This is a genomic window from Cellvibrio sp. 25HG11W-0, assembly GCF_057815475.1.
The window spans coordinates 4,182,256-4,208,062 of sequence record NZ_CM174230.1; the positions used below are offsets into that span (position 1 = coordinate 4,182,256).

Below are 25,807 nucleotides of genomic sequence, written 5' to 3' on the forward strand. Positions count from 1 at the left end.
AAGCGGACATTAATCGTCCTGCTCAAGCTCCATATTGATACCCAGTGAGCGAATCTCTTTAACCAATACGTTAAAGGACTCTGGCATACCAGGTTCCATACGGTGATCGCCATCAACGATGTTTTTATACATCTTGGTACGACCCGCCACGTCATCCGATTTAACGGTTAGCATTTCTTGCAGGGTATAGGCAGCACCATAAGCTTCTAGTGCCCACACTTCCATCTCCCCGAAACGCTGACCACCGAATTGCGCTTTACCGCCTAATGGCTGCTGAGTTACTAGACTGTAAGAACCGGTTGAACGCGCATGCATTTTGTCATCGACCAAGTGGTTCAATTTCAACATATACATGTAACCAACCGTTACCGGGCGGGTGAACTGATCACCGGTACGACCGTCATACAAGGTTGTTTGCCCGGTATCGGATAAACCCGCTAAGCGCAACAGGGCTTTGATTTCATGCTCTTTGGCACCATCAAACACTGGGGTTGCCATAGGCACGCCGCCTACCAAGTTTTTCGCCAAGTCGATAATTTCTTTATCGGTGAAAGAGTCTAAATCTTCTTTCGCGGCAACTTCACCGGTCTTGTTGTAAATTTCTTCTAAGAAGGCACGAACTTCAGCGATCGCTTTCTGCTCTTGCAACATCTTGTCGATTTTCACACCCAAGCCTTTAGCTGCCATACCCAAGTGCATCTCGAGTACCTGACCCACGTTCATACGCGAAGGTACGCCGAGCGGGTTCAAGACAATATCAACAGTCTCGCCGTTTTCGTCATAAGGCATATCTTCGATCGGCATAATGACCGAGATAACCCCTTTATTACCGTGACGACCAGCCATCTTGTCGCCTGGCTGAATACGACGCTTAATTGCCAAATAGACTTTAACAATTTTAAGCACACCTGGTGCCAAATCATCACCAGTAGACAGCTTGCGTTTTTTGTCTTCAAAACGCTCATCGAGCACTTTGCGACATTCAGCCAACTGCTCTTCGGCGCGATCAATCTGCTCGTTCAATGCTTCTTCTGACATGCGCAGCTTGAACCACTGATCTTTTTCTAGACTATCAAGAACTTCATCAGTTAAGGCTTCGCCTTTTTTGACATTTTTGCCTGAAGACGCAACCTGACCCAACAACGCAGAACGCAAGCGCTCGAAAGTTGCTGATTCCATGATACGGAATTCTTCATTCAAGTCTTTACGCACTTCATCCAGCTGAGACTTTTCAATCTCCAAGCTGCGCTGATCTTTTTCGAGACCATCGCGAGTAAATACCTGAACATCGATTACCGTACCTTTGGTGCTCGAAGGAACACGCAAAGACGTATCTTTTACATCCGATGCTTTCTCACCGAAGATCGCGCGTAACAGCTTTTCTTCTGGCGTCAATTGGGTTTCACCTTTTGGCGTTACCTTACCTACCAGAATGTCGCCGCCACCAACCTCAGCACCGATATAAACAATACCCGACTCATCAAGTTTGCTCAGCGCACTTTCACCTACGTTAGGAATATCCGCAGTAATTTCTTCGCTGCCTAACTTGGTATCACGTGCAATACAGGTCAATTCTTGAATGTGGATAGTCGTGAAACGATCCTCTTGTACAACACGCTCAGAGACTAAAATAGAATCTTCGAAGTTGTAACCGTTCCATGGCATAAACGCGATACGCATGTTTTGGCCAAGTGCCAATTCACCCATATCGACAGAAGGACCATCTGCCAAGATATCGCCGCGCGCAATAATATCGCCCATGCTGACAATAGGACGCTGATTGATGCAGGTGTTCTGGTTAGAACGGGTGTACTTAATCAGGTTGTAAATATCTACACCTGCGTCACCGGCCTGCACTTCATCGTCGTGAACCTTAATAACTACACGGCCAGCATCAACGCTATCGACAACACCACCGTGTTTTGCAACAACACATACACCTGAGTCAGAAGCAACATTACGCTCCATTCCAGTACCTACTAGCGGCTTTTGCGAGCGCAAAGTTGGTACAGCTTGACGCTGCATGTTTGAACCCATCAACGCACGGTTAGCATCGTCGTGCTCAAGGAACGGAATCAATGAAGCCGCAACTGATACAACCTGACGCGCTGATACATCCATATACTGAACGTCAGCAGGGCCTTTAAGCGTAAATTCATTAAGATGACGAACCGATACTAAGTCTTCGGTCAAGTTGCCCTTGTCATCAAGCGTTGCTGATGCCTGTGCAATAACATAGTCGGACTCGATAATCGCCGACAAGAACTCAATATCATTCGTTACCTTACCGCCAATCACCTTACGGTATGGTGTTTCCAAAAAGCCGTAATTGTTAGTGCGCGCATAGGTTGCCAAAGAGTTGATCAAACCAATGTTTGGACCTTCAGGCGTTTCGATAGGACATACGCGACCATAGTGCGTCGGATGTACGTCACGCACTTCAAAACCAGCACGTTCACGGGTCAAACCGCCAGGGCCAAGCGCAGAGACACGACGTTTATGGGTCACTTCAGACAATGGATTATTTTGATCCATAAACTGGGACAACTGCGAAGAACCAAAGAATTCTTTAACGGCAGCAGCCACAGGCTTAGCGTTAATCAAATCCTGCGGCATCAAGCCTTCGCTCTCCGCCATGGACAAGCGCTCTTTAACGGCGCGCTCAACACGAACTAAACCTACACGGAATTGGTTTTCTGCCATTTCGCCCACAGAGCGAACACGACGGTTACCCAAGTGATCGATGTCATCCACAACACCAACACCGTTACGAATGGAGATCAAGGTCTTCATTACATCAACGATATCGGTATTCGAGATTGTGCCTTCACCGGTTTCTGCTTCGCGACCAAGACGACGGTTAAACTTCATACGGCCCACAGCCGACAAGTCATAGCGCTCTTGAGAGAAAAACAGGTTTTGGAACAGTGCTTCAGCCGACTCTTTTGTCGGTGGCTCACCTGGGCGCATCATGCGATAAATTTCAACCAAAGCTTCGAGTGCTGTACGCGTTGGATCAACACGCAAAGTCTCGGAGATGAACGGACCGCAATCTAGTTCATTGGTATAGAGCGTCTCAATACTTTCAACGCCAGCAGCACCTAATTTAACCAAGGTCTCTGCGGTAATTTCAGTATTACATTCAAACAACAATTCACCCGTACGAGTATCGACTACATCTTTCGCCAAGGCGCGACCGAGAAGGTACTCGGAAGGAACATCCATGCGATCAACACCTGCTTTTTCTAGCAAGCGGATATGGCGCGCAGTAATACGACGCCCTTCTTCGATGATGACATTACCTTTGGCATCCTTAATATCAAAGGTAGCCACATCGCCGCGCAGACGCGAAGGCACAACTTCGTAACTGAATTGGCCGTCTTTACCTAAAATGAAGGTACTGGTTTCAAAGAACATACCCAGCATTTCTTCAGAGCTAAAGCCTAATGCGCGCAACAATATGGATGCCGGCAGCTTACGACGACGGTCGATACGAACATAAAGCAGATCTTTAGGATCGAATTCAAAATCCAACCAAGAGCCGCGGTAAGGAATAATACGCGCTGAGAATAACAACTTACCGGAAGAGTGAGTTTTACCCTTGTCGTGGTCAAAGAACACGCCAGGAGAGCGGTGCAACTGAGATACGATTACACGCTCAGTACCATTGATAACAAAGGTACCATTATCGGTCATGAGCGGAATTTCGCCCATGTAGACCTCTTGTTCTTTAATATCTTTGATCGCCTTATTGGAAGACTCGCGATCATAAATTATCAAGCGCACTTTCACGCGCAGGGGAACAGCGTAGGTAACGCCACGCAAGATACATTCATTCACATCAAAAGCGGCTTTACCCAGGTTGTAGCTCACATACTCGAGGGCTGCGTTACCTGAATAACTCACTATTGGGAAAACAGAGCGGAAAGCAGCATGCAATCCCATGTCTTCACGTTTATTGGGCGCAGACTCTGCTTGTGTAAATTTTCTGTAGGAGTCTAGCTGAATCGCCAAAAGATAAGGTACATCCATTACGTGAGGCAATTTGCCAAAATCCTTGCGGATACGTTTTTTCTCAGTATATGAGTAAGCCATCTGTATTCCCCAGCTTGTTCGCGGATCGGGCTTGATCGCAGCCATGAAAACGCACGTGCGTTTCTTTTTAAAAACTTACTTTAAACCTTCACAACTCTGTGATTACTATTAGCTACAGTACGTATAACTAATCAATAATCTATGGCGCACCTGGTGCTTACCATTCCGCACATCACATTAACGTTGACACAGGCTTTCTGAAAACAGAAAAAGGCTGGCGAGCAATAGCTCACCAGCCCTGCGTCCAAACTAATAATGGACTGCGATGCAAAAGTCAGAATTATTTCAATTCTACGATCGCACCAGCTTCTTCCAATTTAGCTTTTGCTGCTTCAGCATCAGCCTTAGAAGCAGCTTCTTTAATCGCTTTAGGCGCGCTTTCTACCAAGTCTTTAGCTTCTTTCAAGCCTAAACCAGTCAGCTCACGAACGGCCTTAATTACGTTAACTTTCTTGTCACCAATTGATGAAAGAATTACGTCAAATTCAGTTTGCTCTTCAGCAGCTGCAGCAGCTGGACCAGCAGCTGGACCGGCAGCAGCAGCAGCGCTAACACCAAATTTTTCTTCCATAGCAGTGATCAACTCTACAACGTCCTTTACAGACATTTCAGAGATGGCATTGATGATATCGTCTTTAGTCAGAGACATGTCTCAACTTCCTAAATAATGGAGCAATATGCTCGTTAAATCTAAAAGTAAACTGCAATCCTAAGATTAAGCAGCTTGCTGTTCTTTTTGATCGCGAACGGCCGCAATAGTGCGAACCAATTTGCCAGCTGAAGCTTCTTTCATCGTGCCCATCAAAATAGAAATAGCTTCGTTGTAAGTCGGCAAAGTTGCCAACATTGCAATGTTCACTAATTCGCCTTCGAATGCAGCAGCCTTCAACTCAAACTTATCATTTTCTTTAGCAAAATCCTGAAGGATGCGTGCACCAGCACCAGGATGTTCTTTCGAAAACGCAATAAGAGTTGGACCTACAAATGTATCTAAAAGACATTCGTAAGCCGTGCCTTGCACAGCGCGACGGGCCAAGGTGTTACGGACGACTCTAATCCAGACGCCTGCATCACGAGCCTGCTTACGCAGAGCAGTCAATTTACCAACAGTAACGCCACGAGAATCAGCTACTACTGCGGAAAGAGCGCTCTTTGCAGCTTCTTGGACTTCAGCGACAATCGCTTTTTTACCTTCAAGTCCTAATGCCACGGGATTTCTCCTGCATTGATAAGCTCACGCCTATCGTTAACTACAAGCCAGAGCCAAATGACCCCGACCATAAATCGGTGATTTCATTCATCAACAAAAATTATTGACTGAAGTGGGTCTCACCATCTGCGTAGGCGAACTTTCGTTCTTTAGGTTATACCGAAGTATGACACCTACGGTCTTTGACGGCCCGCCTAGGCGGACCCCAAAGTTCATTCCATCTCAGAAAAAATTACGCCTCTAGAGATGCTTGATCGATTATCAACCCTGGGCCCATAGTGGTGCTCAGTGCGACACGCTTCAAATAAATACCCTTAGCGGTTGATGGTTTAGACTTTTTCAAGTCGCCAAGCAAGGCTTCAAGGTTTTCTTTAATTGCAACAACGTCAAAAGAAATCTTGCCAATACCGCCATGAATGATGCCGCCCTTCTCGGCGCGGTAACGCACCTGACCAGCTTTAGCATTCTTAACTGCAGTTACTACATCAGGAGTAACAGTACCGGTTTTTGGGTTAGGCATAAGGCCGCGCGGACCCAACACTTGGCCCAACTGACCCACAACACGCATAGCATCAGGACTGGCGATAACAACATCAAAGTCCATCTTGCCCGCTTTGATTTCTGCCGCTAGCTCTTCCATACCCACGTACTCAGCACCAGCAGCCTTAGCAGCTTCAGCATTTGCACCTTGAGTAAACACAGCTACACGTACGTCTTTACCATTGCCGTGTGGCAAGGTGGTAGCACCGCGCACAGACTGGTCAGACTTACGTGGATCAATACCAAGATTGATAGATACGTCAAAAGTCTCAGCGAATTTAACAGTCGACAAATCTTTTAAAAGTGCCACAGCTTCCTCAATTGAGTAATGCTTAGTGGTATCCACTTTTTCATTAATAGCGCGTTGACGCTTAGTTAGCTTAGCCATCTTACAAACCCTCTACATCAAGACCCATGGAGCGCGCAGAACCAGCGATGGTGCGTACAGCAGCTTCCATATCAGCAGCAGTTAAATCTGCCATTTTAGCTGTAGCAATAGTTTCCAATTGCGCACGTGTCACAACACCAACTTTATTGGTATTTGGACGACCGCTTCCGCTAGTGATGCCTGCAGCTTTCTTCAACAAGAATGATGCTGGAGGAGTCTTCATTACGAATGTAAAGCTACGGTCGCTGTATACGCTGATAATTACAGGTACTGGCGAACCCACTTCCATACCCTGAGTTTGGGCATTGAATGCTTTACAGAATTCCATGATGTTTACACCATGCTGACCCAATGCTGGACCAACCGGTGGAGACGGGTTTGCTTTGCCAGCTGCAACTTGCAACTTAACGTAGGCGGTTACTTTTTTTGCCATGATATTGCTCCCCTATGGGTGTTAGCGCCTCAGGAACCACTTTGGCAAGCGACCCCGTCTTAGGCTCCCCTCCTTAACCAAACATTGATTAAGGACGCGAAAACCCCTCTTCGCCAAGCAAAGAAGGGCATGTAAAAATATTTTTAGTGCTAAGTCTTCTCGACCTGGCCAAACTCCAACTCAACTGGCGTTGAGCGACCAAATATCAGCACCGCAACACGCAACTTACTCTTTTCATAATTAACCTCTTCAACAACACCATTAAAGTCATTGAACGGGCCATCTGTCACCCGAACCATTTCGCCAGGTTCGAATACAGTCTTTGGCTTTGGCTTCTCAATTGAGTCGTCAACACGACGTAATATAGCCTCTGCCTCTTTCTCCGTAATGGGCGCAGGCTGGTCAGCCTTGCCACCAATAAAACCCATCACACGAGGAGTATCCTTCACCAAGTGCCAACTTGCATCATTCAGCTCCATCTGAACCAACACATAGCCAGGGAAAAACTTTCTTTCGCTTTTGCGCTTTTGACCACCGCGCATCTCAACAACTTCTTCAGTTGGAACAAGAATATCGCCGAAGGCGTCTTCCATTGCATACATGGCAACACGTTCACGTAAAGAAGCAGCAACCTTTTTCTCATAACCGGAATAGGCGTGCACAACATACCAACGCTTAGCCATAACAATCTAACCTATGAGCTTAGAAACAAAAAAGCCAAGAACAGTATCCAGCAACCACAAAATAATAGAAGTCACAATAACAACTGCGACAACAATCAAGGTGGTTTGATTTGTTTCTTGACGCGAGGGCCATACAACTTTGCGCAACTCGACGAATGCACCACGCACCACATCAGATATTGCAGCCCCTTTAGCAGTATTAACAGAGATAAGCACTGCAAGTGCAGCCAGAACTAAAAGCGCCAACGCACGATAAAGAACCGACTCTGCTGAGTAATGTGAATTTCCCACAACACCAGCACCAATTAAGGCAATCACTACCACCCACTTAAGAGCATCTAAGCGATATACTTTTTCTTCTGTATTTGCCGTTATCATCGCAGAACCTTAAAATATGGCAGGCCAGGACGGGGTCGAACCGCCAACACCCGGTTTTGGAGACCGGTGCTCTACCAATTGAACTACTGGCCTGTATTTGAAGGGGCAGCAAAACCACACCACCCCGTAGACTTACTACTGAACGATTTTGGCTACAACGCCAGCACCAACAGTACGACCACCTTCACGGATAGCGAAGCGCAAGCCTTCTTCCATCGCGATGGGGTGAATCAAGGTAACATTCATTTGAATGTTGTCACCTGGCATAACCATTTCTACGCCTTCTGGCAATTCACAAGCACCCGTTACGTCAGTGGTACGGAAGTAGAACTGTGGACGGTAGCCTTTAAAGAATGGCGTGTGACGACCACCTTCATCTTTAGACAATACGTAAACTTCAGCAACAAACTTAGTGTGCGGAGTTACAGTATTTGGCTTACACAATACTTGACCACGCTGAACGTCGTCACGTTTGGTACCACGCAACAGAACACCAACGTTCTCACCAGCGCGACCCTCGTCTAGCAACTTGCGGAACATCTCAACACCAGTACAGGTAGATTTTTGAGTATCAGCAATACCAACGATCTGAATCTCTTCACCTACCTTGATAATTCCGCGCTCTACACGACCAGTTACCACAGTACCGCGACCAGAGATAGAGAATACATCTTCTACTGGCATTAGGAATGGCTGATCAATTGCACGAACTGGCTCAGGGATATAAGAATCCAAAGTCTCTACCAGCTTACGTACAGCGGTAGTACCTAATTCATTATCATCTTGACCGTTCAACGCCATCAAGGCAGAACCTGGGATAATTGGAGTGTCGTCAGCTGGGAAGTCATAGGTGGCCAACAGCTCACGCAATTCCATCTCAACCAATTCCAACATCTCATTGTATTCTTCAGTGCCCACGCCGCCGCAATCTGCAGCAAGCAAGTCAGCCTTGTTCAAGAACACAACAATGAAAGGAACACCAACTTGGCGAGACAACAAAATGTGCTCACGAGTTTGCGGCATAGGACCATCAGTCGCGCCACACACTAGAATTGCGCCATCCATCTGAGCAGCACCGGTAATCATGTTTTTCACATAATCGGCGTGGCCCGGACAGTCAACGTGCGCATAGTGACGAGCAGGTGAATCATACTCAACGTGTGAAGTATTGATGGTAATACCGCGTGCCTTTTCTTCAGGTGCGTTATCGATACCATCAAAAGCAACAGCAGCGCCGCCCCAAGTCTCTGAACACACGCGAGTCAATGCCGCGGTCAGGGTAGTTTTACCATGGTCAACGTGACCGATGGTGCCCACGTTGACGTGGGGCTTGTTACGTTCAAACTTTTCCTTCGCCATTGCGAGCGCCTCCTCAGACGTACAAAAAATACCTTACAGATAAAAAAGCTGCGAGAGACTACCCCTCGCAGCATATTATGGAGCTCATAAGCAGATTCGAACTGCTGACCTCACCCTTACCAAGGGTGTGCTCTACCAACTGAGCTATATGAGCCAAAACCTCAAATTTGGAGCGGGTAGCGGGAATCGAACCCGCGCCATCAGCTTGGAAGGCTGAGGTTCTACCATTGAACCATACCCGCTTAGATCAGATATTGGCTACAGCTCAAAAGACCTGAGCTACCCTAGACGCAAGAGCATTTCTTTGCCCTAGGGGAAATTGGTGCAGGGGGATGGATTCGAACCATCGAAGCTTACGCGTCAGATTTACAGTCTGATCCCTTTGGCCGCTCGGGAACCCCTGCCGAAAAAGCGTCGGCATTTTCCGACCCACAAGCCTAACTGTCAATCTATTTTTTCAACAAATTCACACAGTTACGTACAAAGCCTTAATTAAAATGGAGCTGGCGAGAGGAATCGAACCCCCGACCGGCTGATTACAAGTCAGCTGCTCTACCTACTGAGCTACGCCAGCCTTTTTAGTCACGGCTTATTGTGGAGGCAGAATTCTAGTGAAAGATTTACTGAGAAGCAACACCTAAACAAACATTTTGTCGTTTTTCTACTACTTCATTTTGATCTAAAAGCTCCGCCCATAACGAATCGTTTATTTTTTCATCGGAATCAGCATTGAGCATGACCCATGTCTCACTAATAGTCTGAGGAACCGCTCTCATGTAAGCCTTATAACCTAGCTGTTCAACCTCTCTCACTTTAGACTCAGCAGTAAGCGCATCAGCGAACCTCCCAAATGAAATCCCATTAGCGAGATCCCCCTTGGTGATAATAAAGCCCTCGATACTTTTATTTTTTAATTCATACAATCTACGAAATGCCTCTTTTTCAGACATCTCCGGTGTTAGATAAACCCAAAAAACCTCACCCGTTTTTATCTCGATAGGGACTATTTGTGATTTCACATCTAATGCACCTAATCGCTCAATTAAATTCTCCGCATACAGCAGCTGACCAAATGGGCCCACAATAGTACAAAGAGAGCCAGCAAGCGCAGCAGATGACTTTTGGGGCACCACTTTTTTAGGCGCCACCTTAACCGCCCCCCCACCGTCACGCTCAGCGAGAAGCTGCAAGTTATTGGCCACCAATTGTCGTGCAGCCATTGTTGGCTGCAATTCCGTATCATGCAATGCAAAGAACTGTTGATTAGTAAAAAAGCCTACATTTAACAATACTAAGACTAAAAAGATTGCGCGCATCACATCACCATTGGAATTATTGAAAAACGAAAGCCAAGCCATCCTGGACTAAATCAGGGCTTAAAAGAGCCTGCGGGAAAAAAACCTGCACCACCTCTGCATCCCCCCCGGTCAACACCAAAACGCTTGAAGTTTCTGATGCCAGCTCCTTTATTTCCCTAAGCGCATTAGCTATTACCCCCTTAACCATTGCCGCACTAGCAGCATCAACCGCAGCCTGAGTATCAATTCCGGGGCCTAAATATGCGGTCAGGTTACAGCAAACCTCTATCTGAGAGGTTTGCTGATTTAGCGATTGAGCCAGCAATCGAAAACCAGGAGCGATATACCCCCCCATATGCTGACCGCTCTCGTTAACTAGATCAACCGTAATTGCAGTGCCGCAGGAAACCACAACACAGGCCCCTCGCACCCTCTGGTAAGCTGCTACGAGCGCCAACCAGCGATCAACCCCCAACAACTCAGGCTTAGCATATCCATTGCGAACCCCTGCAAGCACCTGTTCGCTTGATGCAAACTCCGCCTCCAAACCAATATTTTCACGACACCATAGACTTAACACCTGCCGCGCCGAGCTGGAAACAACACTCGCCACCCAAATCTTCCGTAATTGCCCAACGAAACCTATCAACCCATCCGTCAATGCCTCTAAACCTTCGCTGGCCAACAGATTCCCGCGCGCGCAAATAAGGTCAGAATCTCGCACTCGCCACTTCAAGCGAGTATTACCCATATCAATTTCTAAAATCATGTTGCGCCTCTCAACGAGACCTCTCCACCATGAAAAATCTGCTCACCACAAGAAGTCTGCAATATTAATGCACCTACACTATTAACCCCACGGAAAGTACCCTTCACTTCATGCTGCGCACTTTTCAAAACAACTGGCAAATCTGAATAAGCATTTAAGGATTGCCATGCTTCACGATAGGCCGAGAAGCCCAGTCTTGAATAGTCTTGCAACAGCACTACCAGCTCCTCAACCAGGCATGCCGCCAATTCCGTACGCGACCCCAAGTTTACATTTTGCTCGCGGGCCATTTGCTGTAAATCAACCCAAGGCTGGTCTATAGTGTCAGCCGCCTCGCTCTTCATGGCCACGTTAATACCAACACCGATTACAACGCGACAGAAACCCGTAGGATCACCGGTCATTTCGATCAATATTCCTGCCAACTTTCTCTGGCGATAAAGCACATCATTGGGCCACTTCAACCGCACCCCCTCTATACCTAGCCGAGACAAACTTTTCACCAAAGCCACTCCAACGGCCAAACTTAGCCCCTCGAGCGCTGCAACACCGCCCTCAAATCCCCAGCCAATAGATAAATATAAATTTTGCGCAAAAGGGCTGATCCAATGCCGGCCTCGCCTACCCCGCCCCGCAGTTTGCATTTCAGCTATAGCTACTTTCTTTATTGGATCGGGCTGACGCAAAAGAAATCCATTGGTAGAGTCAAGTACTGGAGCAACTGAAACCTCTAAACTCGAATCTAGTCGGCAGAGCCGCTCAGCAAGCAAGTCTGGATTAATTAAATCTAAACCACCTTCAATGCAATAACCTCGCCCCTTAATAGAACTTAAGCTAATACCCAAAGGCTCTAATTTCTGTAAATGCTTCCATACGGCTGCACGACTAACACCAAGAAGCCTTCCTAGCTCCTCGCCAGAGTGATATCCACCGTCGGCTAACAGCTCTAACAACGAGAGCAATGAATGATTATCCAAAATACTACACTCGTCCGTCATGCCCCCCAACCTCCGTATAAACTCGCTTAAAGCGCCCACCCAGACTGGTTAGAACCTCATATCCTAGGGTATTATTTTTCTTCATCAAGTATTCGAGGGATAACACGTCGTTTATTACATCGACCGATGCACCAACCAGCTCACCATCAGTTAAGGCTACCGCCGAAACATCAAATACCATAGAATCCATTGAAATACGCCCTACAGCATAAACACGCTGCCCTGCGATCATCGCCTCCGGCGCCCTCCCAAGTGTACATTGCAAGCCATCTGCATAACCTCCGGCAACTACAGCCAATCTTGTACCTGCAGCCACAGTCGCCGCAGCGCCATAACCAACAATAGTGTCCATCGCTACACGCCGGACCTGCATAATTGGTAAAGACAAACGAATAACTGCAGACATAGGATTCGACGCCCCAGGCGTAGGGTTGATACCATATAATGCTGCCCCTGGGCGCAATAAATCAAAATGCCATTTGGGCCCAAGAAATATTCCGGAAGAGTTAGCGAAACTAAAGCGGACATCCAAATGCATATCCCGCACTAAAGTCACGCAGCGCTCAAAGCGGATCAATTGCTCCGTATTTAACGGATTATTTGACTCCTCCGCACAAGCGAGGTGGCTCAATACCAATTCAGGGGAGATAGCGCTTAATAAATCAATATCCTGAAGCAAGGCTTCAAATTCAGAAAGCTCCAGCCCCAAGCGCGTCATACCTGTATTTATTTTTATCGCAGAAGGTGCTCCAACGCCAAGGCTCCGACAAACTCTTGCCCACGCCCTTACCGCGTTCATAGAAAATAGCACTGGAATTAAACCCGACTCAATAAATTCGCTATCCTTGCCTGCAGTGCCGCCTAGCACATAGTATTTGCACCCCAAAAGACCGAGCGCTTTATATTTTAAAGCCTCTTCTTTCGTTGCGAAAAAAAAATCGCGCGCTCCAGCAGCATAAAGGGCAGCACCAACGACTTCAGCTCCAAGACCATATGCATTAGCCTTAATAACCGCGCCAACCACAGCCCCAGCAACCCGCGAATTTAATAACTGCCAGTTAGCACTAATGGCAGAAATATCTATAGATAATGTACCCGTAGGATTCATAAGAACATCAAACCGAGAAAATGAACTGCATCTAAGCAGACTGACGCCGCAAAATCCAGCGCAGAAAAATTGAGAGCATAAAAAAACGCCCTGCTGATGCCAGCAGGGCGTTTAGAGTTTAAGAGCTTGACGATGACCTACTCTCACATGGGGAAACCCCACACTACCATCGGCGCTAAGTCGTTTCACTTCTGAGTTCGGTATGGGATCAGGTGGTTCCAACTCGCTATGGTCGTCAAGCAATTCTGTATGTGTTCGGAGGTCTTAGGATGTTGTATGAACATCGGCCTCGATTGACACAAATAGGGTGGTGGCATGTAAAGTTAATATGGGTGGTACTTGCTGTATGAATGCCTGTGTTATCTGGACACAAAGTCCGGCAAACCTTTAACCGTAAACAGTCGATTCTGTTATATGGTCAAGCCGCACGAGCAATTAGTATTGGTTAGCTCAACGCATCGCTGCGCTTCCACACCCAACCTATCAACGTCGTAGTCTTCAACGGCTCTTTAGGGGACTTAAAGTCCCAGGGAGATCTCATCTTGAAGGAGGCTTCCCGCTTAGATGCTTTCAGCGGTTATCCCGTCCGAACATAGCTACCGGGCAGTGCCATTGGCATGACAACCCGAACACCAGAGGTTCGTTCATTCCGGTCCTCTCGTACTAGGAACAACTCTTCTCAAATCTCCAACGCCCACGGCAGATAGGGACCGAACTGTCTCACGACGTTCTAAACCCAGCTCGCGTACCACTTTAAATGGCGAACAGCCATACCCTTGGGACCGGCTTCAGCCCCAGGATGTGATGAGCCGACATCGAGGTGCCAAACACCGCCGTCGATGTGAACTCTTGGGCGGTATCAGCCTGTTATCCCCGGAGTACCTTTTATCCGTTGAGCGATGGCCCTTCCATACAGAACCACCGGATCACTAAGACCTACTTTCGTACCTGCTCGACATGTCTGTCTCGCAGTCAAGCGTGCTTTTGCCTTTACACTAACCTCATGATTTCCGACCATGATTAGCACACCTTCGTGCTCCTCCGTTACTCTTTGGGAGGAGACCGCCCCAGTCAAACTACCCACCATACACTGTCCGCAACCCCGATAAGGGGCCGGCGTTAGAACCTCAAATATACCAGGGTGGTATTTCAAGGACGGCTCCATCAAGACTAGCGTCATGACTTCAAAGCCTCCCACCTATCCTACACAGATAGATTCAAAGTTCAGTGCAAAGCTATAGTAAAGGTTCACGGGGTCTTTCCGTCTAGCCGCGGGTACACGGCATCTTAACCGCGATTTCAATTTCACTGAGTCTCGGGTGGAGACAGCGCCCCCATCATTACGCCATTCGTGCAGGTCGGAACTTACCCGACAAGGAATTTCGCTACCTTAGGACCGTTATAGTTACGGCCGCCGTTTACCGGGGCTTCGATCAAGAGCTTCGCTTACGCTAACCCCATCAATTAACCTTCCGGCACCGGGCAGGCGTCACACCCTATACGTCCACTTACGTGTTTGCAGAGTGCTGTGTTTTTAATAAACAGTTGCAGGGGCCTGGTATCTTCGACCGCCCTCAGCTTAGGGAGTAAATCCCATCACCAAAGGCGGTGCACCTTCTCCCGAAGTTACGGTGCCATTTTGCCTAGTTCCTTCACCCGAGTTCTCTCAAGCGCCTTGGTATTCTCTACCTGATCACCTGTGTCGGTTTGGAGTACGGTCTCTTTTTACCTGAAGCTTAGAGGCTTTTCTTGGAAGCATGGCATCAAGCACTTCATGTTCCGAGGAACACTCGTCATCAGTTCTCAGCCTTAGGCGCCCGGATTTACCTAAGCACCCAGCCTACGACCTTAAACACGGACAACCAACGCCGTGCTGCTCTAGCCTTCTCCGTCCCCCCATCGCAGTAAAAAGCGGTACAGGAATATTAACCTGTTTTCCATCGACTACGCGTTTCCGCCTCGCCTTAGGGGCCGACTAACCCTGTCCCGATTAACGTTGGACAGGAAACCTTGATCTTCCGGCGGGGGAGTTTTTCACTCCCCTTATCGTTACTCATGTCAGCATTCGCACTTCTGATACCTCCAGCAAGCTTCTCAACTCACCTTCAACGGCTTACAGAACGCTCCCCTACCATGCACAAAGTGCATCCGCAGCTTCGGTTGCTAGTTTTAGCCCCGTTACATCTTCCGCGCAGGCCGACTCGACTAGTGAGCTATTACGCTTTCTTTAAAGGGTGGCTGCTTCTAAGCCAACCTCCTAGCTGTCTAAGCCTTCCCACATCGTTTCCCACTTAACTAGCATTTGGGACCTTAGCTGGCGGTCTGGGTTGTTGCCCTCTTGACAACGGACGTTAGCACCCGCTGTCTGTCTGCCATGATTGCACTCCGCGGTATTCGTAGTTTGCATGGGGTTGGTAAGTCGGGATGACCCCCTAGCCCAAACAGTGCTCTACCCCCGCGGGTGAGACATGACGCACTACCTAAATAGTTTTCGGGGAGAACCAGCTATCTCCCGGCTTGATTAGCCTTTCACCCCTATCCACAAGTCATCCCCTAATTTTTCAACATTAGTGGGTTCGGACCTCCAGTCAGTGTTACCTAACCTTCATCCTGCCCATGGATAGATCGCCGGGTTTCGGGTCTATTGCCAGCGACTAGACGCCCTATTAAGACTCGCTTTCGCTACGGCTCCCCTATACGGTTAACCTTGCCACTGACAATAAGTCGCTGACCCATTATACAAAAGGTACGCAGTCACAGAACAAGTCTGCTCCTACTGCTTGTACGCACACGGTTTCAGGATCTATTTCACTCCCCTCACAGGGGTTCTTTTCGCCTTTCCCTCACGGTACTGGTTCACTATCGGTCAGTTGGGAGTATTTAGCCTTGGAGGATGGTCCCCCCATGTTCAAACAGGATATCACGTGTCCCGTCCTACTCGATTTCACTTATAAGGCCTTTTCGTGTACGGGGCTATCACCCTGTATCGCCGCACTTTCCAGAGCGTTCCACTAAAACCAAATAAGCTTAAGGGCTGCTCCCCTTTCGCTCGCCGCTACTAAGGGAATCTCGGTTGATTTCTTTTCCTCCGGGTACTTAGATGTTTCAGTTCCCCGGGTTCGCTTCGCATAGCTATGTATTCACTATGCGATACCTACCTTACGGTAAGTGGGTTTCCCCATTCGGACATGTTAGGATCAAAGCGTGTTTGCCAGCTCCCCTAACCTTTTCGCAGGCTCCTACGTCCTTCATCGCCTCCAACTGCCTAGGCATCCACCGTGTGCGCTTAGTCGCTTGACCATATAACACAAGCGACTGCTTTACGATTAACACTTAGTTCGATTTATCCCCGATAAAAGAATAAATCTCATGAGTATGATTCGCCGGACTTTTGTGTAGAGATACACAAGACATCCATAAATCAGCAATTATTAACTTTACATTCCACCTTGTTAAAGAGCATCTGGCGTAAAAACCAGTCAACTAAGTTCTTTCTTTTCTTTTTTTGCCTCAGACCTTTAGTGCATTCTTCTTTCGAAGTGCGGACCAAAGAGTCCAAAAAAAGAAAAAAATCAGTTGACTGACTTCTTCTAAATAACAGTGAAATTGGTGGAGCTATGCGGGATCGAACCGCAGACCTCCTGCGTGCAAGGCAGGCGCTCTCCCAGCTGAGCTATAACCCCGTGTTTGTAGAGATTGGTAGGCCTGGGCAGACTTGAACTGCCGACCTCACCCTTATCAGGGGTGCGCTCTAACCAGCTGAGCTACAGGCCTATAATCAGTAAGCGACAAGTTTAGCCTCAAGGTTGCTTGAGCTCCGCTTGTAGCTTATGGCTTGTAGCTTGCAGATGTTTTCACTGCTATTCCAGTTGATCAAGCAATGCGTGTGAGCACTTACAGAGATGTTGGCGAATCGTTTAAGGAGGTGATCCAGCCCCAGGTTCCCCTAGGGCTACCTTGTTACGACTTCACCCCAGTCATGAATCACACCGTGGTAACCGTCCCCCTTGCGGTTAGACTAGCTACTTCTGGTGCAACCCACTCCCATGGTGTGACGGGCGGTGTGTACAAGGCCCGGGAACGTATTCACCGTAACGTTCTGATTTACGATTACTAGCGATTCCGACTTCATGGAGTCGAGTTGCAGACTCCAATCCGGACTACGAGACGTTTTATGGGATTAGCTCCACCTCGCGGCTTGGCAACCCTTTGTACGCCCCATTGTAGCACGTGTGTAGCCCAGGTCGTAAGGGCCATGATGACTTGACGTCATCCCCACCTTCCTCCGGTTTGTCACCGGCAGTCCCCTTAGAGTTCCCGACATTACTCGCTGGCAACTAAGGGCAAGGGTTGCGCTCGTTACGGGACTTAACCCAACATCTCACGACACGAGCTGACGACAGCCATGCAGCACCTGTCTTAGAGTTCCCGAAGGCACCAATCCATCTCTGGAAAGTTCTCTAGATGTCAAGACCTGGTAAGGTTCTTCGCGTTGCGTCGAATTAAACCACATGCTCCACCGCTTGTGCGGGCCCCCGTCAATTCATTTGAGTTTTAATCTTGCGACCGTACTCCCCAGGCGGTCTACTTAGTGCGTTAGCTGCGCCACTAAGAGCTCAAGGCTCCCAACGGCTAGTAGACATCGTTTACGGCGTGGACTACCAGGGTATCTAATCCTGTTTGCTCCCCACGCTTTCGTACCTCAGTGTCAGTATGAGTCCAGGGTGTCGCCTTCGCCACTGATGTTCCTCCAGATATCTACGCATTTCACCGCTACACCTGGAATTCCACACCCCTCTACCCTACTCTAGCTTGCCAGTTCTAACTGCAATTCCCAGGTTGAGCCCGGGGATTTCACAGCTAGCTTAACAAACCACCTACGTACGCTTTACGCCCAGTAATTCCGATTAACGCTTGCACCCCTCGTATTACCGCGGCTGCTGGCACGAAGTTAGCCGGTGCTTCTTCTGTGGGTAACATCAATTGATTCACGTATTAAGTGAACCACCTTTCTCCCCACTGAAAGTGCTTTACAACCCTAAGGCCTTCTTCACACACGCGGCATGGCTGGATCAGGCTTGCGCCCATTGTCCAATATTCCCCACTGCTGCCTCCCGTAGGAGTCTGGACCGTGTCTCAGTTCCAGTGTGACTGATCATCCTCTCAGACCAGTTACGGATCGTAGCCTTGGTAGGCCTTTACCCCACCAACTAGCTAATCCGACGCGGGCTCATCCAATAGCGAGAGGTCCGAAGATCCCCCCCTTTCCCCCGTAGGGCGTATGCGGTATTAGCAGTCGTTTCCGACTGTTGTCCCCCACTACTGGGCAGATTCCCACGCGTTACTCACCCGTCCGCCGCTTTACTCAGTCCGAAAACCTTTCGCGCTCGACTTGCATGTGTTAGGCCTGCCGCCAGCGTTCAATCTGAGCCATGATCAAACTCTTCAGTTTAAAATCATTTGTTATCTTCTAGGCGAACCTATTAGACAACTAAAACTTTGCTCAGATGCTGACTCTCAAATTTACATTACTGTTTGTTTGCGAGCACTACATCTGATAATTGGTTCTCACCAATCACCTCCGCAAGTGCCCACACGCATTGCTTGATCTAGCTGTTAAAGAACCGGTGAGCGCTTGGCTCGAACCGTGGGAGGCGCATTCTACAGCATTCCTTCCCCTTGGCAAGCAGAATCTTCGATTCTTTTTGCTGCCACCCTTGATCAAAATCATAGGGTTACACTAATAGAAAAGCCCCACCAGCAGTCGCTGATGGGGCTTTAGAGTTTAAGAGCTTGACGATGACCTACTCTCACATGGGGAAACCCCACACTACCATCGGCGCTAAGTCGTTTCACTTCTGAGTTCGGTATGGGATCAGGTGGTTCCAACTCGCTATGGTCGTCAAGCAATTCTGTATGTGTTCGGAGGTCTTAGGATGTTGTATGAACATCGGCCTCGATTGACACAAATAGGGTGGTGGCATGTAAAGTTAATATGGGTGGTACTTGCTGTATGAATGCCTGTGTTATCTGGACACAAAGTCCGGCAAACCTTTAACCGTAAACAGTCGATTCTGTTATATGGTCAAGCCGCACGAGCAATTAGTATTGGTTAGCTCAACGCATCGCTGCGCTTCCACACCCAACCTATCAACGTCGTAGTCTTCAACGGCTCTTTAGGGGACTTAAAGTCCCAGGGAGATCTCATCTTGAAGGAGGCTTCCCGCTTAGATGCTTTCAGCGGTTATCCCGTCCGAACATAGCTACCGGGCAGTGCCATTGGCATGACAACCCGAACACCAGAGGTTCGTTCATTCCGGTCCTCTCGTACTAGGAACAACTCTTCTCAAATCTCCAACGCCCACGGCAGATAGGGACCGAACTGTCTCACGACGTTCTAAACCCAGCTCGCGTACCACTTTAAATGGCGAACAGCCATACCCTTGGGACCGGCTTCAGCCCCAGGATGTGATGAGCCGACATCGAGGTGCCAAACACCGCCGTCGATGTGAACTCTTGGGCGGTATCAGCCTGTTATCCCCGGAGTACCTTTTATCCGTTGAGCGATGGCCCTTCCATACAGAACCACCGGATCACTAAGACCTACTTTCGTACCTGCTCGACATGTCTGTCTCGCAGTCAAGCGTGCTTTTGCCTTTACACTAACCTCATGATTTCCGACCATGATTAGCACACCTTCGTGCTCCTCCGTTACTCTTTGGGAGGAGACCGCCCCAGTCAAACTACCCACCATACACTGTCCGCAACCCCGATAAGGGGCCGGCGTTAGAACCTCAAATATACCAGGGTGGTATTTCAAGGACGGCTCCATCAAGACTAGCGTCATGACTTCAAAGCCTCCCACCTATCCTACACAGATAGATTCAAAGTTCAGTGCAAAGCTATAGTAAAGGTTCACGGGGTCTTTCCGTCTAGCCGCGGGTACACGGCATCTTAACCGCGATTTCAATTTCACTGAGTCTCGGGTGGAGACAGCGCCCCCATCATTACGCCATTCGTGCAGGTCGGAACTTACCCGACAAGGAATTTCGCTACCTTAGGACCGTTATAGTTACGGCCGCCGTTTACCGGGGCTTCGATCAAGAGCTTCGCTTACGCTAACCCCATCAATTAACCTTCCGGCACCGGGCAGGCGTCACACCCTATACGTCCACTTACGTGTTTGCAGAGTGCTGTGTTTTTAATAAACAGTTGCAGGGGCCTGGTATCTTCGACCGCCCTCAGCTTAGGGAGTAAATCCCATCACCAAAGGCGGTGCACCTTCTCCCGAAGTTACGGTGCCATTTTGCCTAGTTCCTTCACCCGAGTTCTCTCAAGCGCCTTGGTATTCTCTACCTGATCACCTGTGTCGGTTTGGAGTACGGTCTCTTTTTACCTGAAGCTTAGAGGCTTTTCTTGGAAGCATGGCATCAAGCACTTCATGTTCCGAGGAACACTCGTCATCAGTTCTCAGCCTTAGGCGCCCGGATTTACCTAAGCACCCAGCCTACGACCTTAAACACGGACAACCAACGCCGTGCTGCTCTAGCCTTCTCCGTCCCCCCATCGCAGTAAAAAGCGGTACAGGAATATTAACCTGTTTTCCATCGACTACGCGTTTCCGCCTCGCCTTAGGGGCCGACTAACCCTGTCCCGATTAACGTTGGACAGGAAACCTTGATCTTCCGGCGGGGGAGTTTTTCACTCCCCTTATCGTTACTCATGTCAGCATTCGCACTTCTGATACCTCCAGCAAGCTTCTCAACTCACCTTCAACGGCTTACAGAACGCTCCCCTACCATGCACAAAGTGCATCCGCAGCTTCGGTTGCTAGTTTTAGCCCCGTTACATCTTCCGCGCAGGCCGACTCGACTAGTGAGCTATTACGCTTTCTTTAAAGGGTGGCTGCTTCTAAGCCAACCTCCTAGCTGTCTAAGCCTTCCCACATCGTTTCCCACTTAACTAGCATTTGGGACCTTAGCTGGCGGTCTGGGTTGTTGCCCTCTTGACAACGGACGTTAGCACCCGCTGTCTGTCTGCCATGATTGCACTCCGCGGTATTCGTAGTTTGCATGGGGTTGGTAAGTCGGGATGACCCCCTAGCCCAAACAGTGCTCTACCCCCGCGGGTGAGACATGACGCACTACCTAAATAGTTTTCGGGGAGAACCAGCTATCTCCCGGCTTGATTAGCCTTTCACCCCTATCCACAAGTCATCCCCTAATTTTTCAACATTAGTGGGTTCGGACCTCCAGTCAGTGTTACCTAACCTTCATCCTGCCCATGGATAGATCGCCGGGTTTCGGGTCTATTGCCAGCGACTAGACGCCCTATTAAGACTCGCTTTCGCTACGGCTCCCCTATACGGTTAACCTTGCCACTGACAATAAGTCGCTGACCCATTATACAAAAGGTACGCAGTCACAGAACAAGTCTGCTCCTACTGCTTGTACGCACACGGTTTCAGGATCTATTTCACTCCCCTCACAGGGGTTCTTTTCGCCTTTCCCTCACGGTACTGGTTCACTATCGGTCAGTTGGGAGTATTTAGCCTTGGAGGATGGTCCCCCCATGTTCAAACAGGATATCACGTGTCCCGTCCTACTCGATTTCACTTATAAGGCCTTTTCGTGTACGGGGCTATCACCCTGTATCGCCGCACTTTCCAGAGCGTTCCACTAAAACCAAATAAGCTTAAGGGCTGCTCCCCTTTCGCTCGCCGCTACTAAGGGAATCTCGGTTGATTTCTTTTCCTCCGGGTACTTAGATGTTTCAGTTCCCCGGGTTCGCTTCGCATAGCTATGTATTCACTATGCGATACCTACCTTACGGTAAGTGGGTTTCCCCATTCGGACATGTTAGGATCAAAGCGTGTTTGCCAGCTCCCCTAACCTTTTCGCAGGCTCCTACGTCCTTCATCGCCTCCAACTGCCTAGGCATCCACCGTGTGCGCTTAGTCGCTTGACCATATAACACAAGCGACTGCTTTACGATTAACACTTAGTTCGATTTATCCCCGATAAAAGAATAAATCTCATGAGTATGATTCGCCGGACTTTTGTGTAGAGATACACAAGACATCCATAAATCAGCAATTATTAACTTTACATTCCACCTTGTTAAAGAGCATCTGGCGTAAAAACCAGTCAACTAAGTTCTTTCTTTTCTTTTTTTGCCTCAGACCTTTAGTGCATTCTTCTTTCGAAGTGCGGACCAAAGAGTCCAAAAAAAGAAAAAAATCAGTTGACTGACTTCTTCTAAATAACAGTGAAATTGGTGGAGCTATGCGGGATCGAACCGCAGACCTCCTGCGTGCAAGGCAGGCGCTCTCCCAGCTGAGCTATAACCCCGTGTTTGTAGAGATTGGTAGGCCTGGGCAGACTTGAACTGCCGACCTCACCCTTATCAGGGGTGCGCTCTAACCAGCTGAGCTACAGGCCTATAATCAGTAAGCGACAAGTTTAGCCTCAAGGTTGCTTGAGCTCCGCTTGTAGCTTATGGCTTGTAGCTTGCAGATGTTTTCACTGCTATTCCAGTTGATCAAGCAATGCGTGTGAGCACTTACAGAGATGTTGGCGAATCGTTTAAGGAGGTGATCCAGCCCCAGGTTCCCCTAGGGCTACCTTGTTACGACTTCACCCCAGTCATGAATCACACCGTGGTAACCGTCCCCCTTGCGGTTAGACTAGCTACTTCTGGTGCAACCCACTCCCATGGTGTGACGGGCGGTGTGTACAAGGCCCGGGAACGTATTCACCGTAACGTTCTGATTTACGATTACTAGCGATTCCGACTTCATGGAGTCGAGTTGCAGACTCCAATCCGGACTACGAGACGTTTTATGGGATTAGCTCCACCTCGCGGCTTGGCAACCCTTTGTACGCCCCATTGTAGCACGTGTGTAGCCCAGGTCGTAAGGGCCATGATGACTTGACGTCATCCCCACCTTCCTCCGGTTTGTCACCGGCAGTCCCCTTAGAGTTCCCGACATTACTCGCTGGCAACTAAGGGCAAGGGTTGCGCTCGTTACGGGACTTAACCCAACATCTCACGACACGAGCTGACGACAGCCATGCAGCACCTGTCTTAGAGTTCCCGAAGGCACCAATCCATCTCTGGAAAGTTCTCTAGATGTCAAGACCTGGTAAGGTTCTTCGCGTTGCGTCGAATTAAACCACATGCTCCACCGCTTGTGCGGGCCCCCGTCAATTCATTTGAGTTTTAATCTTGCGACCGTACTCCCCAGGCGGTCTACTTAGTGCGTTAGCTGCGCCACTAAGAGCTCAAGGCTCCCAACGGCTAGTAGACATCGTTTACGGCGTGGACTACCAGGGTATCTAATCCTGTTTGCTCCCCACGCTTTCGTACCTCAGTGTCAGTATGAGTCCAGGGTGTCGCCTTCGCCACTGATGTTCCTCCAGATATCTACGCATTTCACCGCTACACCTGGAATTCCACACCCCTCTACCCTACTCTAGCTTGCCAGTTCTAACTGCAATTCCCAGGTTGAGCCCGGGGATTTCACAGCTAGCTTAACAAACCACCTACGTACGCTTTACGCCCAGTAATTCCGATTAACGCTTGCACCCCTCGTATTACCGCGGCTGCTGGCACGAAGTTAGCCGGTGCTTCTTCTGTGGGTAACATCAATTGATTCACGTATTAAGTGAACCACCTTTCTCCCCACTGAAAGTGCTTTACAACCCTAAGGCCTTCTTCACACACGCGGCATGGCTGGATCAGGCTTGCGCCCATTGTCCAATATTCCCCACTGCTGCCTCCCGTAGGAGTCTGGACCGTGTCTCAGTTCCAGTGTGACTGATCATCCTCTCAGACCAGTTACGGATCGTAGCCTTGGTAGGCCTTTACCCCACCAACTAGCTAATCCGACGCGGGCTCATCCAATAGCGAGAGGTCCGAAGATCCCCCCCTTTCCCCCGTAGGGCGTATGCGGTATTAGCAGTCGTTTCCGACTGTTGTCCCCCACTACTGGGCAGATTCCCACGCGTTACTCACCCGTCCGCCGCTTTACTCAGTCCGAAAACCTTTCGCGCTCGACTTGCATGTGTTAGGCCTGCCGCCAGCGTTCAATCTGAGCCATGATCAAACTCTTCAGTTTAAAATCATTTGTTATCTTCTAGGCGAACCTATTAGACAACTAAAACTTTGCTCAGATGCTGACTCTCAAATTTACATTACTGTTTGTTTGCGAGCACTACATCTGATAATTGGTTCTCACCAATCACCTCCGCAAGTGCCCACACGCATTGCTTGATCTAGCTGTTAAAGAACCGGTGAGCGCTTGGCTCGAACCGTGGGAGGCGCATTCTACAGCATTCCTTCCCCTTGGCAAGCAGAATCTTCGATTCTTTTCGGCTTGCCAGTGAGTCATTGTAGGCCGATAACCGCAGCTATCTTTCTCTTCTGATTCACCCCTCACCCTTAGGCGAGGCGCGCATTATACGCATTTTTTTCTGACTGTAAACACTTAATTTCATTCAGTTTTTACAGCTTTCTCACCAAACCCAGATCTTTCGATCCACCTGCTCGGCGAGGGCGCGAACTATAGGGCCACACCCTCCTTCTAGCAAGCTTTTTATTAACTTATTTCCCTAGCGCGAACAAACAACACACAGCACGAACAATGCGACAACAAACAGGTCTATTTGTCGCCAATTTCATCTGATTTTGAGGCGCCACGCACCCGCTTAAACCTAATACACAGAAACCGCCACAACCAAATCATCGGTGCCGATAACGCATAAACAACCGCTATAGCCAAGACACCCTGCTCCTGATAAATAATAAGAGAAGCAAACACCAGAACCACCAGCAACATAAAAGCAAAAGGAACCCGGCCACGAAAATCTAAACTTTTGAAGCTGGTGTAGCGAAAATTTGAAACCATCAACAATCCAGTAAAGGCAGTGCATGCCGCCACCAAAGCAGCCCAACCACCTTCAGGCTTAGTGTTAAACCACACCCAAACTAGCGCCGCAACGACCGCCGCTGCCGCAGGGCTCGCTAGGCCTATGAAATACTTTTTATCAACCGTACCAATTTGCGTATTAAAGCGAGCCAAACGCAAAGCTGCGCAAGCTGTATATATAAAGGCAGCCGCCCAACCCCAGCGACCTATATCATGCAACGCCCAGCTAAACACCACCAAGGCCGGGGCCACACCAAAAGAGACCATATCAGCCAAGCTGTCATACTGCTCGCCAAAAGCACTCTGGGTATTCGTCATGCGCGCCACGCGCCCATCCATCCCATCCAGAAACATAGCGCCAAAAATCGCAACCGCTGCCTGGGAAAAGTTACCGTGCATACCGGCCACTATGGCGTAAAAGCCACAGAAGAGCGCGCCCGTGGTAAAAAGATTGGGCAGCAAATAAACACCTCTATGGCGTACTTTCTTACCATCTTCAGACACTTCCTCCACTAAGTCGCCGAAAGGTAAAGGGCCCTCATGATCACAGGCATCTTGCTTAGATTCTTCGTTATCGATATGACTCATGGCACTCTCGAATTATTTGCGGGGCTGGCAT

The 25,807-nt window shown here is 48.8% G+C and carries 13 protein-coding genes, 9 tRNA genes and 6 rRNA genes; all 28 read right to left on the minus strand.

Annotation, left to right across the window (positions count from 1 at the left end; all coding sequences use genetic code 11):
• Positions 1-9: 9 nt before the first annotated feature.
• The 28 genes from rpoB to pssA all read right to left on the minus strand — a co-directional run bounded on the left by rpoB (position 10) and on the right by pssA (position 25,776).
• A complete protein-coding gene (gene rpoB / locus AC0KUT_RS17540) occupies positions 10-4,095 on the minus strand; it encodes a DNA-directed RNA polymerase subunit beta (RefSeq protein ID WP_488831700.1) in 4,086 nt (1,361 codons plus the stop codon).
• 280 nt (positions 4,096-4,375) lie between these two features.
• The gene (gene rplL / locus AC0KUT_RS17545; RefSeq protein ID WP_488831701.1) at positions 4,376-4,744 is read right to left on the minus strand and encodes a 50S ribosomal protein L7/L12; all 369 of its coding nucleotides are present in this window, start codon (positions 4,742-4,744) and stop codon (positions 4,376-4,378) included.
• 66 nt (positions 4,745-4,810) lie between these two features.
• Positions 4,811-5,305, minus strand: a complete 495-nt coding sequence (rplJ, locus tag AC0KUT_RS17550) for a 50S ribosomal protein L10 (RefSeq protein WP_488831702.1) — start codon at positions 5,303-5,305, stop codon at positions 4,811-4,813.
• A gap of 232 nt (positions 5,306-5,537) precedes the next feature.
• Positions 5,538-6,233, minus strand: coding sequence for a 50S ribosomal protein L1 (gene rplA, locus AC0KUT_RS17555; RefSeq protein ID WP_488831703.1), 696 nt, complete (start codon positions 6,231-6,233; stop codon positions 5,538-5,540).
• Position 6,234: 1 nt separating this feature from the next.
• The gene (rplK, locus tag AC0KUT_RS17560) at positions 6,235-6,666 is read right to left on the minus strand and encodes a 50S ribosomal protein L11 (RefSeq protein WP_488831704.1); all 432 of its coding nucleotides are present in this window, start codon (positions 6,664-6,666) and stop codon (positions 6,235-6,237) included.
• Positions 6,667-6,815: 149 nt separating this feature from the next.
• A complete protein-coding gene (gene nusG, locus AC0KUT_RS17565) occupies positions 6,816-7,349 on the minus strand; it encodes a transcription termination/antitermination protein NusG (protein WP_488831705.1) in 534 nt (177 codons plus the stop codon).
• Between the two features lie 6 nt (positions 7,350-7,355).
• The gene (gene secE / locus AC0KUT_RS17570) at positions 7,356-7,724 is read right to left on the minus strand and encodes a preprotein translocase subunit SecE (protein ID WP_488835783.1); all 369 of its coding nucleotides are present in this window, start codon (positions 7,722-7,724) and stop codon (positions 7,356-7,358) included.
• A gap of 20 nt (positions 7,725-7,744) precedes the next feature.
• Positions 7,745-7,820, minus strand: a tRNA-Trp gene (locus tag AC0KUT_RS17575).
• A gap of 42 nt (positions 7,821-7,862) precedes the next feature.
• The gene (gene tuf / locus AC0KUT_RS17580; RefSeq protein ID WP_488831696.1) at positions 7,863-9,086 is read right to left on the minus strand and encodes an elongation factor Tu; all 1,224 of its coding nucleotides are present in this window, start codon (positions 9,084-9,086) and stop codon (positions 7,863-7,865) included.
• Between the two features lie 78 nt (positions 9,087-9,164).
• A tRNA-Thr gene (locus AC0KUT_RS17585) sits at positions 9,165-9,240 on the minus strand.
• Between the two features lie 14 nt (positions 9,241-9,254).
• A tRNA-Gly gene (locus tag AC0KUT_RS17590) sits at positions 9,255-9,328 on the minus strand.
• A gap of 78 nt (positions 9,329-9,406) precedes the next feature.
• A tRNA-Tyr gene (locus AC0KUT_RS17595) sits at positions 9,407-9,490 on the minus strand.
• 94 nt (positions 9,491-9,584) lie between these two features.
• A tRNA-Thr gene (locus tag AC0KUT_RS17600) sits at positions 9,585-9,660 on the minus strand.
• Between the two features lie 46 nt (positions 9,661-9,706).
• Positions 9,707-10,444, minus strand: coding sequence for a hypothetical protein (locus AC0KUT_RS17605; RefSeq protein ID WP_488831706.1), 738 nt, complete (start codon positions 10,442-10,444; stop codon positions 9,707-9,709).
• On the minus strand, positions 10,419-11,153 hold the full coding sequence (locus tag AC0KUT_RS17610) for a type III pantothenate kinase (RefSeq protein ID WP_488831707.1): 735 nt from the start codon (positions 11,151-11,153) through the stop codon (positions 10,419-10,421). Before AC0KUT_RS17610 ends, AC0KUT_RS17605 begins: the two co-directional genes overlap by 26 nt.
• Positions 11,150-12,151: a bifunctional biotin--[acetyl-CoA-carboxylase] ligase/biotin operon repressor BirA gene (gene birA, locus AC0KUT_RS17615; RefSeq protein WP_488831708.1), complete on the minus strand. Its 1,002-nt coding sequence runs from the start codon at positions 12,149-12,151 to the stop codon at positions 11,150-11,152. Before birA ends, AC0KUT_RS17610 begins: the two co-directional genes overlap by 4 nt.
• On the minus strand, positions 12,135-13,259 hold the full coding sequence (alr, locus tag AC0KUT_RS17620) for an alanine racemase (RefSeq protein ID WP_488831709.1): 1,125 nt from the start codon (positions 13,257-13,259) through the stop codon (positions 12,135-12,137). Before alr ends, birA begins: the two co-directional genes overlap by 17 nt.
• Before the next feature lie 124 nt (positions 13,260-13,383).
• Positions 13,384-13,499: ribosomal RNA gene (rrf, locus tag AC0KUT_RS17625) — 5S ribosomal RNA — on the minus strand.
• 174 nt (positions 13,500-13,673) lie between these two features.
• Positions 13,674-16,559 (minus strand): 23S ribosomal RNA (locus AC0KUT_RS17630).
• 307 nt (positions 16,560-16,866) lie between these two features.
• A tRNA-Ala gene (locus AC0KUT_RS17635) sits at positions 16,867-16,942 on the minus strand.
• 14 nt (positions 16,943-16,956) lie between these two features.
• Positions 16,957-17,033, minus strand: a tRNA-Ile gene (locus AC0KUT_RS17640).
• A gap of 144 nt (positions 17,034-17,177) precedes the next feature.
• A 16S ribosomal RNA gene (locus tag AC0KUT_RS17645) occupies positions 17,178-18,711 on the minus strand.
• Between the two features lie 339 nt (positions 18,712-19,050).
• Positions 19,051-19,166, minus strand: a 5S ribosomal RNA gene (gene rrf, locus AC0KUT_RS17650).
• A 174-nt stretch (positions 19,167-19,340) separates the two neighbouring features.
• Positions 19,341-22,226, minus strand: a 23S ribosomal RNA gene (locus AC0KUT_RS17655).
• Positions 22,227-22,533: 307 nt separating this feature from the next.
• Positions 22,534-22,609 (minus strand) — tRNA-Ala (locus AC0KUT_RS17660).
• Between the two features lie 14 nt (positions 22,610-22,623).
• A tRNA-Ile gene (locus AC0KUT_RS17665) sits at positions 22,624-22,700 on the minus strand.
• 144 nt (positions 22,701-22,844) lie between these two features.
• Positions 22,845-24,378 (minus strand): 16S ribosomal RNA (locus AC0KUT_RS17670).
• The 16S, 23S and 5S rRNA genes sit together here with 4 tRNA genes alongside, the layout of an rRNA operon.
• A 543-nt stretch (positions 24,379-24,921) precedes the next feature.
• Positions 24,922-25,776: a CDP-diacylglycerol--serine O-phosphatidyltransferase gene (gene pssA, locus AC0KUT_RS17675; protein ID WP_488831710.1), complete on the minus strand. Its 855-nt coding sequence runs from the start codon at positions 25,774-25,776 to the stop codon at positions 24,922-24,924.
• Between the last annotated feature and the right edge of the window lie 31 nt (positions 25,777-25,807).

What these genes read in the sequence shown, in the direction of transcription:
- nusG (WP_488831705.1), bottom strand. Translation starts at nt 7,349, where the DNA reads ATGGCTAAGCGTTGGTATGTTGTGCACGCCTATTCCGGTTATGAGAAA.
- rpoB (WP_488831700.1), bottom strand. Translation starts at nt 4,095, where the DNA reads ATGGCTTACTCATATACTGAGAAAAAACGTATCCGCAAGGATTTTGGC.
- AC0KUT_RS17605 (WP_488831706.1), bottom strand. Translation starts at nt 10,444, where the DNA reads ATGGCTTGGCTTTCGTTTTTCAATAATTCCAATGGTGATGTGATGCGC.
- rplK (WP_488831704.1), bottom strand. Translation starts at nt 6,666, where the DNA reads ATGGCAAAAAAAGTAACCGCCTACGTTAAGTTGCAAGTTGCAGCTGGC.
- rplA (WP_488831703.1), bottom strand. Translation starts at nt 6,233, where the DNA reads ATGGCTAAGCTAACTAAGCGTCAACGCGCTATTAATGAAAAAGTGGAT.
- alr (WP_488831709.1), bottom strand. Translation starts at nt 13,259, where the DNA reads ATGAATCCTACGGGTACATTATCTATAGATATTTCTGCCATTAGTGCT.
- rplL (WP_488831701.1), bottom strand. Translation starts at nt 4,744, where the DNA reads ATGTCTCTGACTAAAGACGATATCATCAATGCCATCTCTGAAATGTCT.
- tuf (WP_488831696.1), bottom strand. Translation starts at nt 9,086, where the DNA reads ATGGCGAAGGAAAAGTTTGAACGTAACAAGCCCCACGTCAACGTGGGC.
- AC0KUT_RS17610 (WP_488831707.1), bottom strand. Translation starts at nt 11,153, where the DNA reads ATGATTTTAGAAATTGATATGGGTAATACTCGCTTGAAGTGGCGAGTG.
- pssA (WP_488831710.1), bottom strand. Translation starts at nt 25,776, where the DNA reads ATGAGTCATATCGATAACGAAGAATCTAAGCAAGATGCCTGTGATCAT.
- birA (WP_488831708.1), bottom strand. Translation starts at nt 12,151, where the DNA reads ATGACGGACGAGTGTAGTATTTTGGATAATCATTCATTGCTCTCGTTG.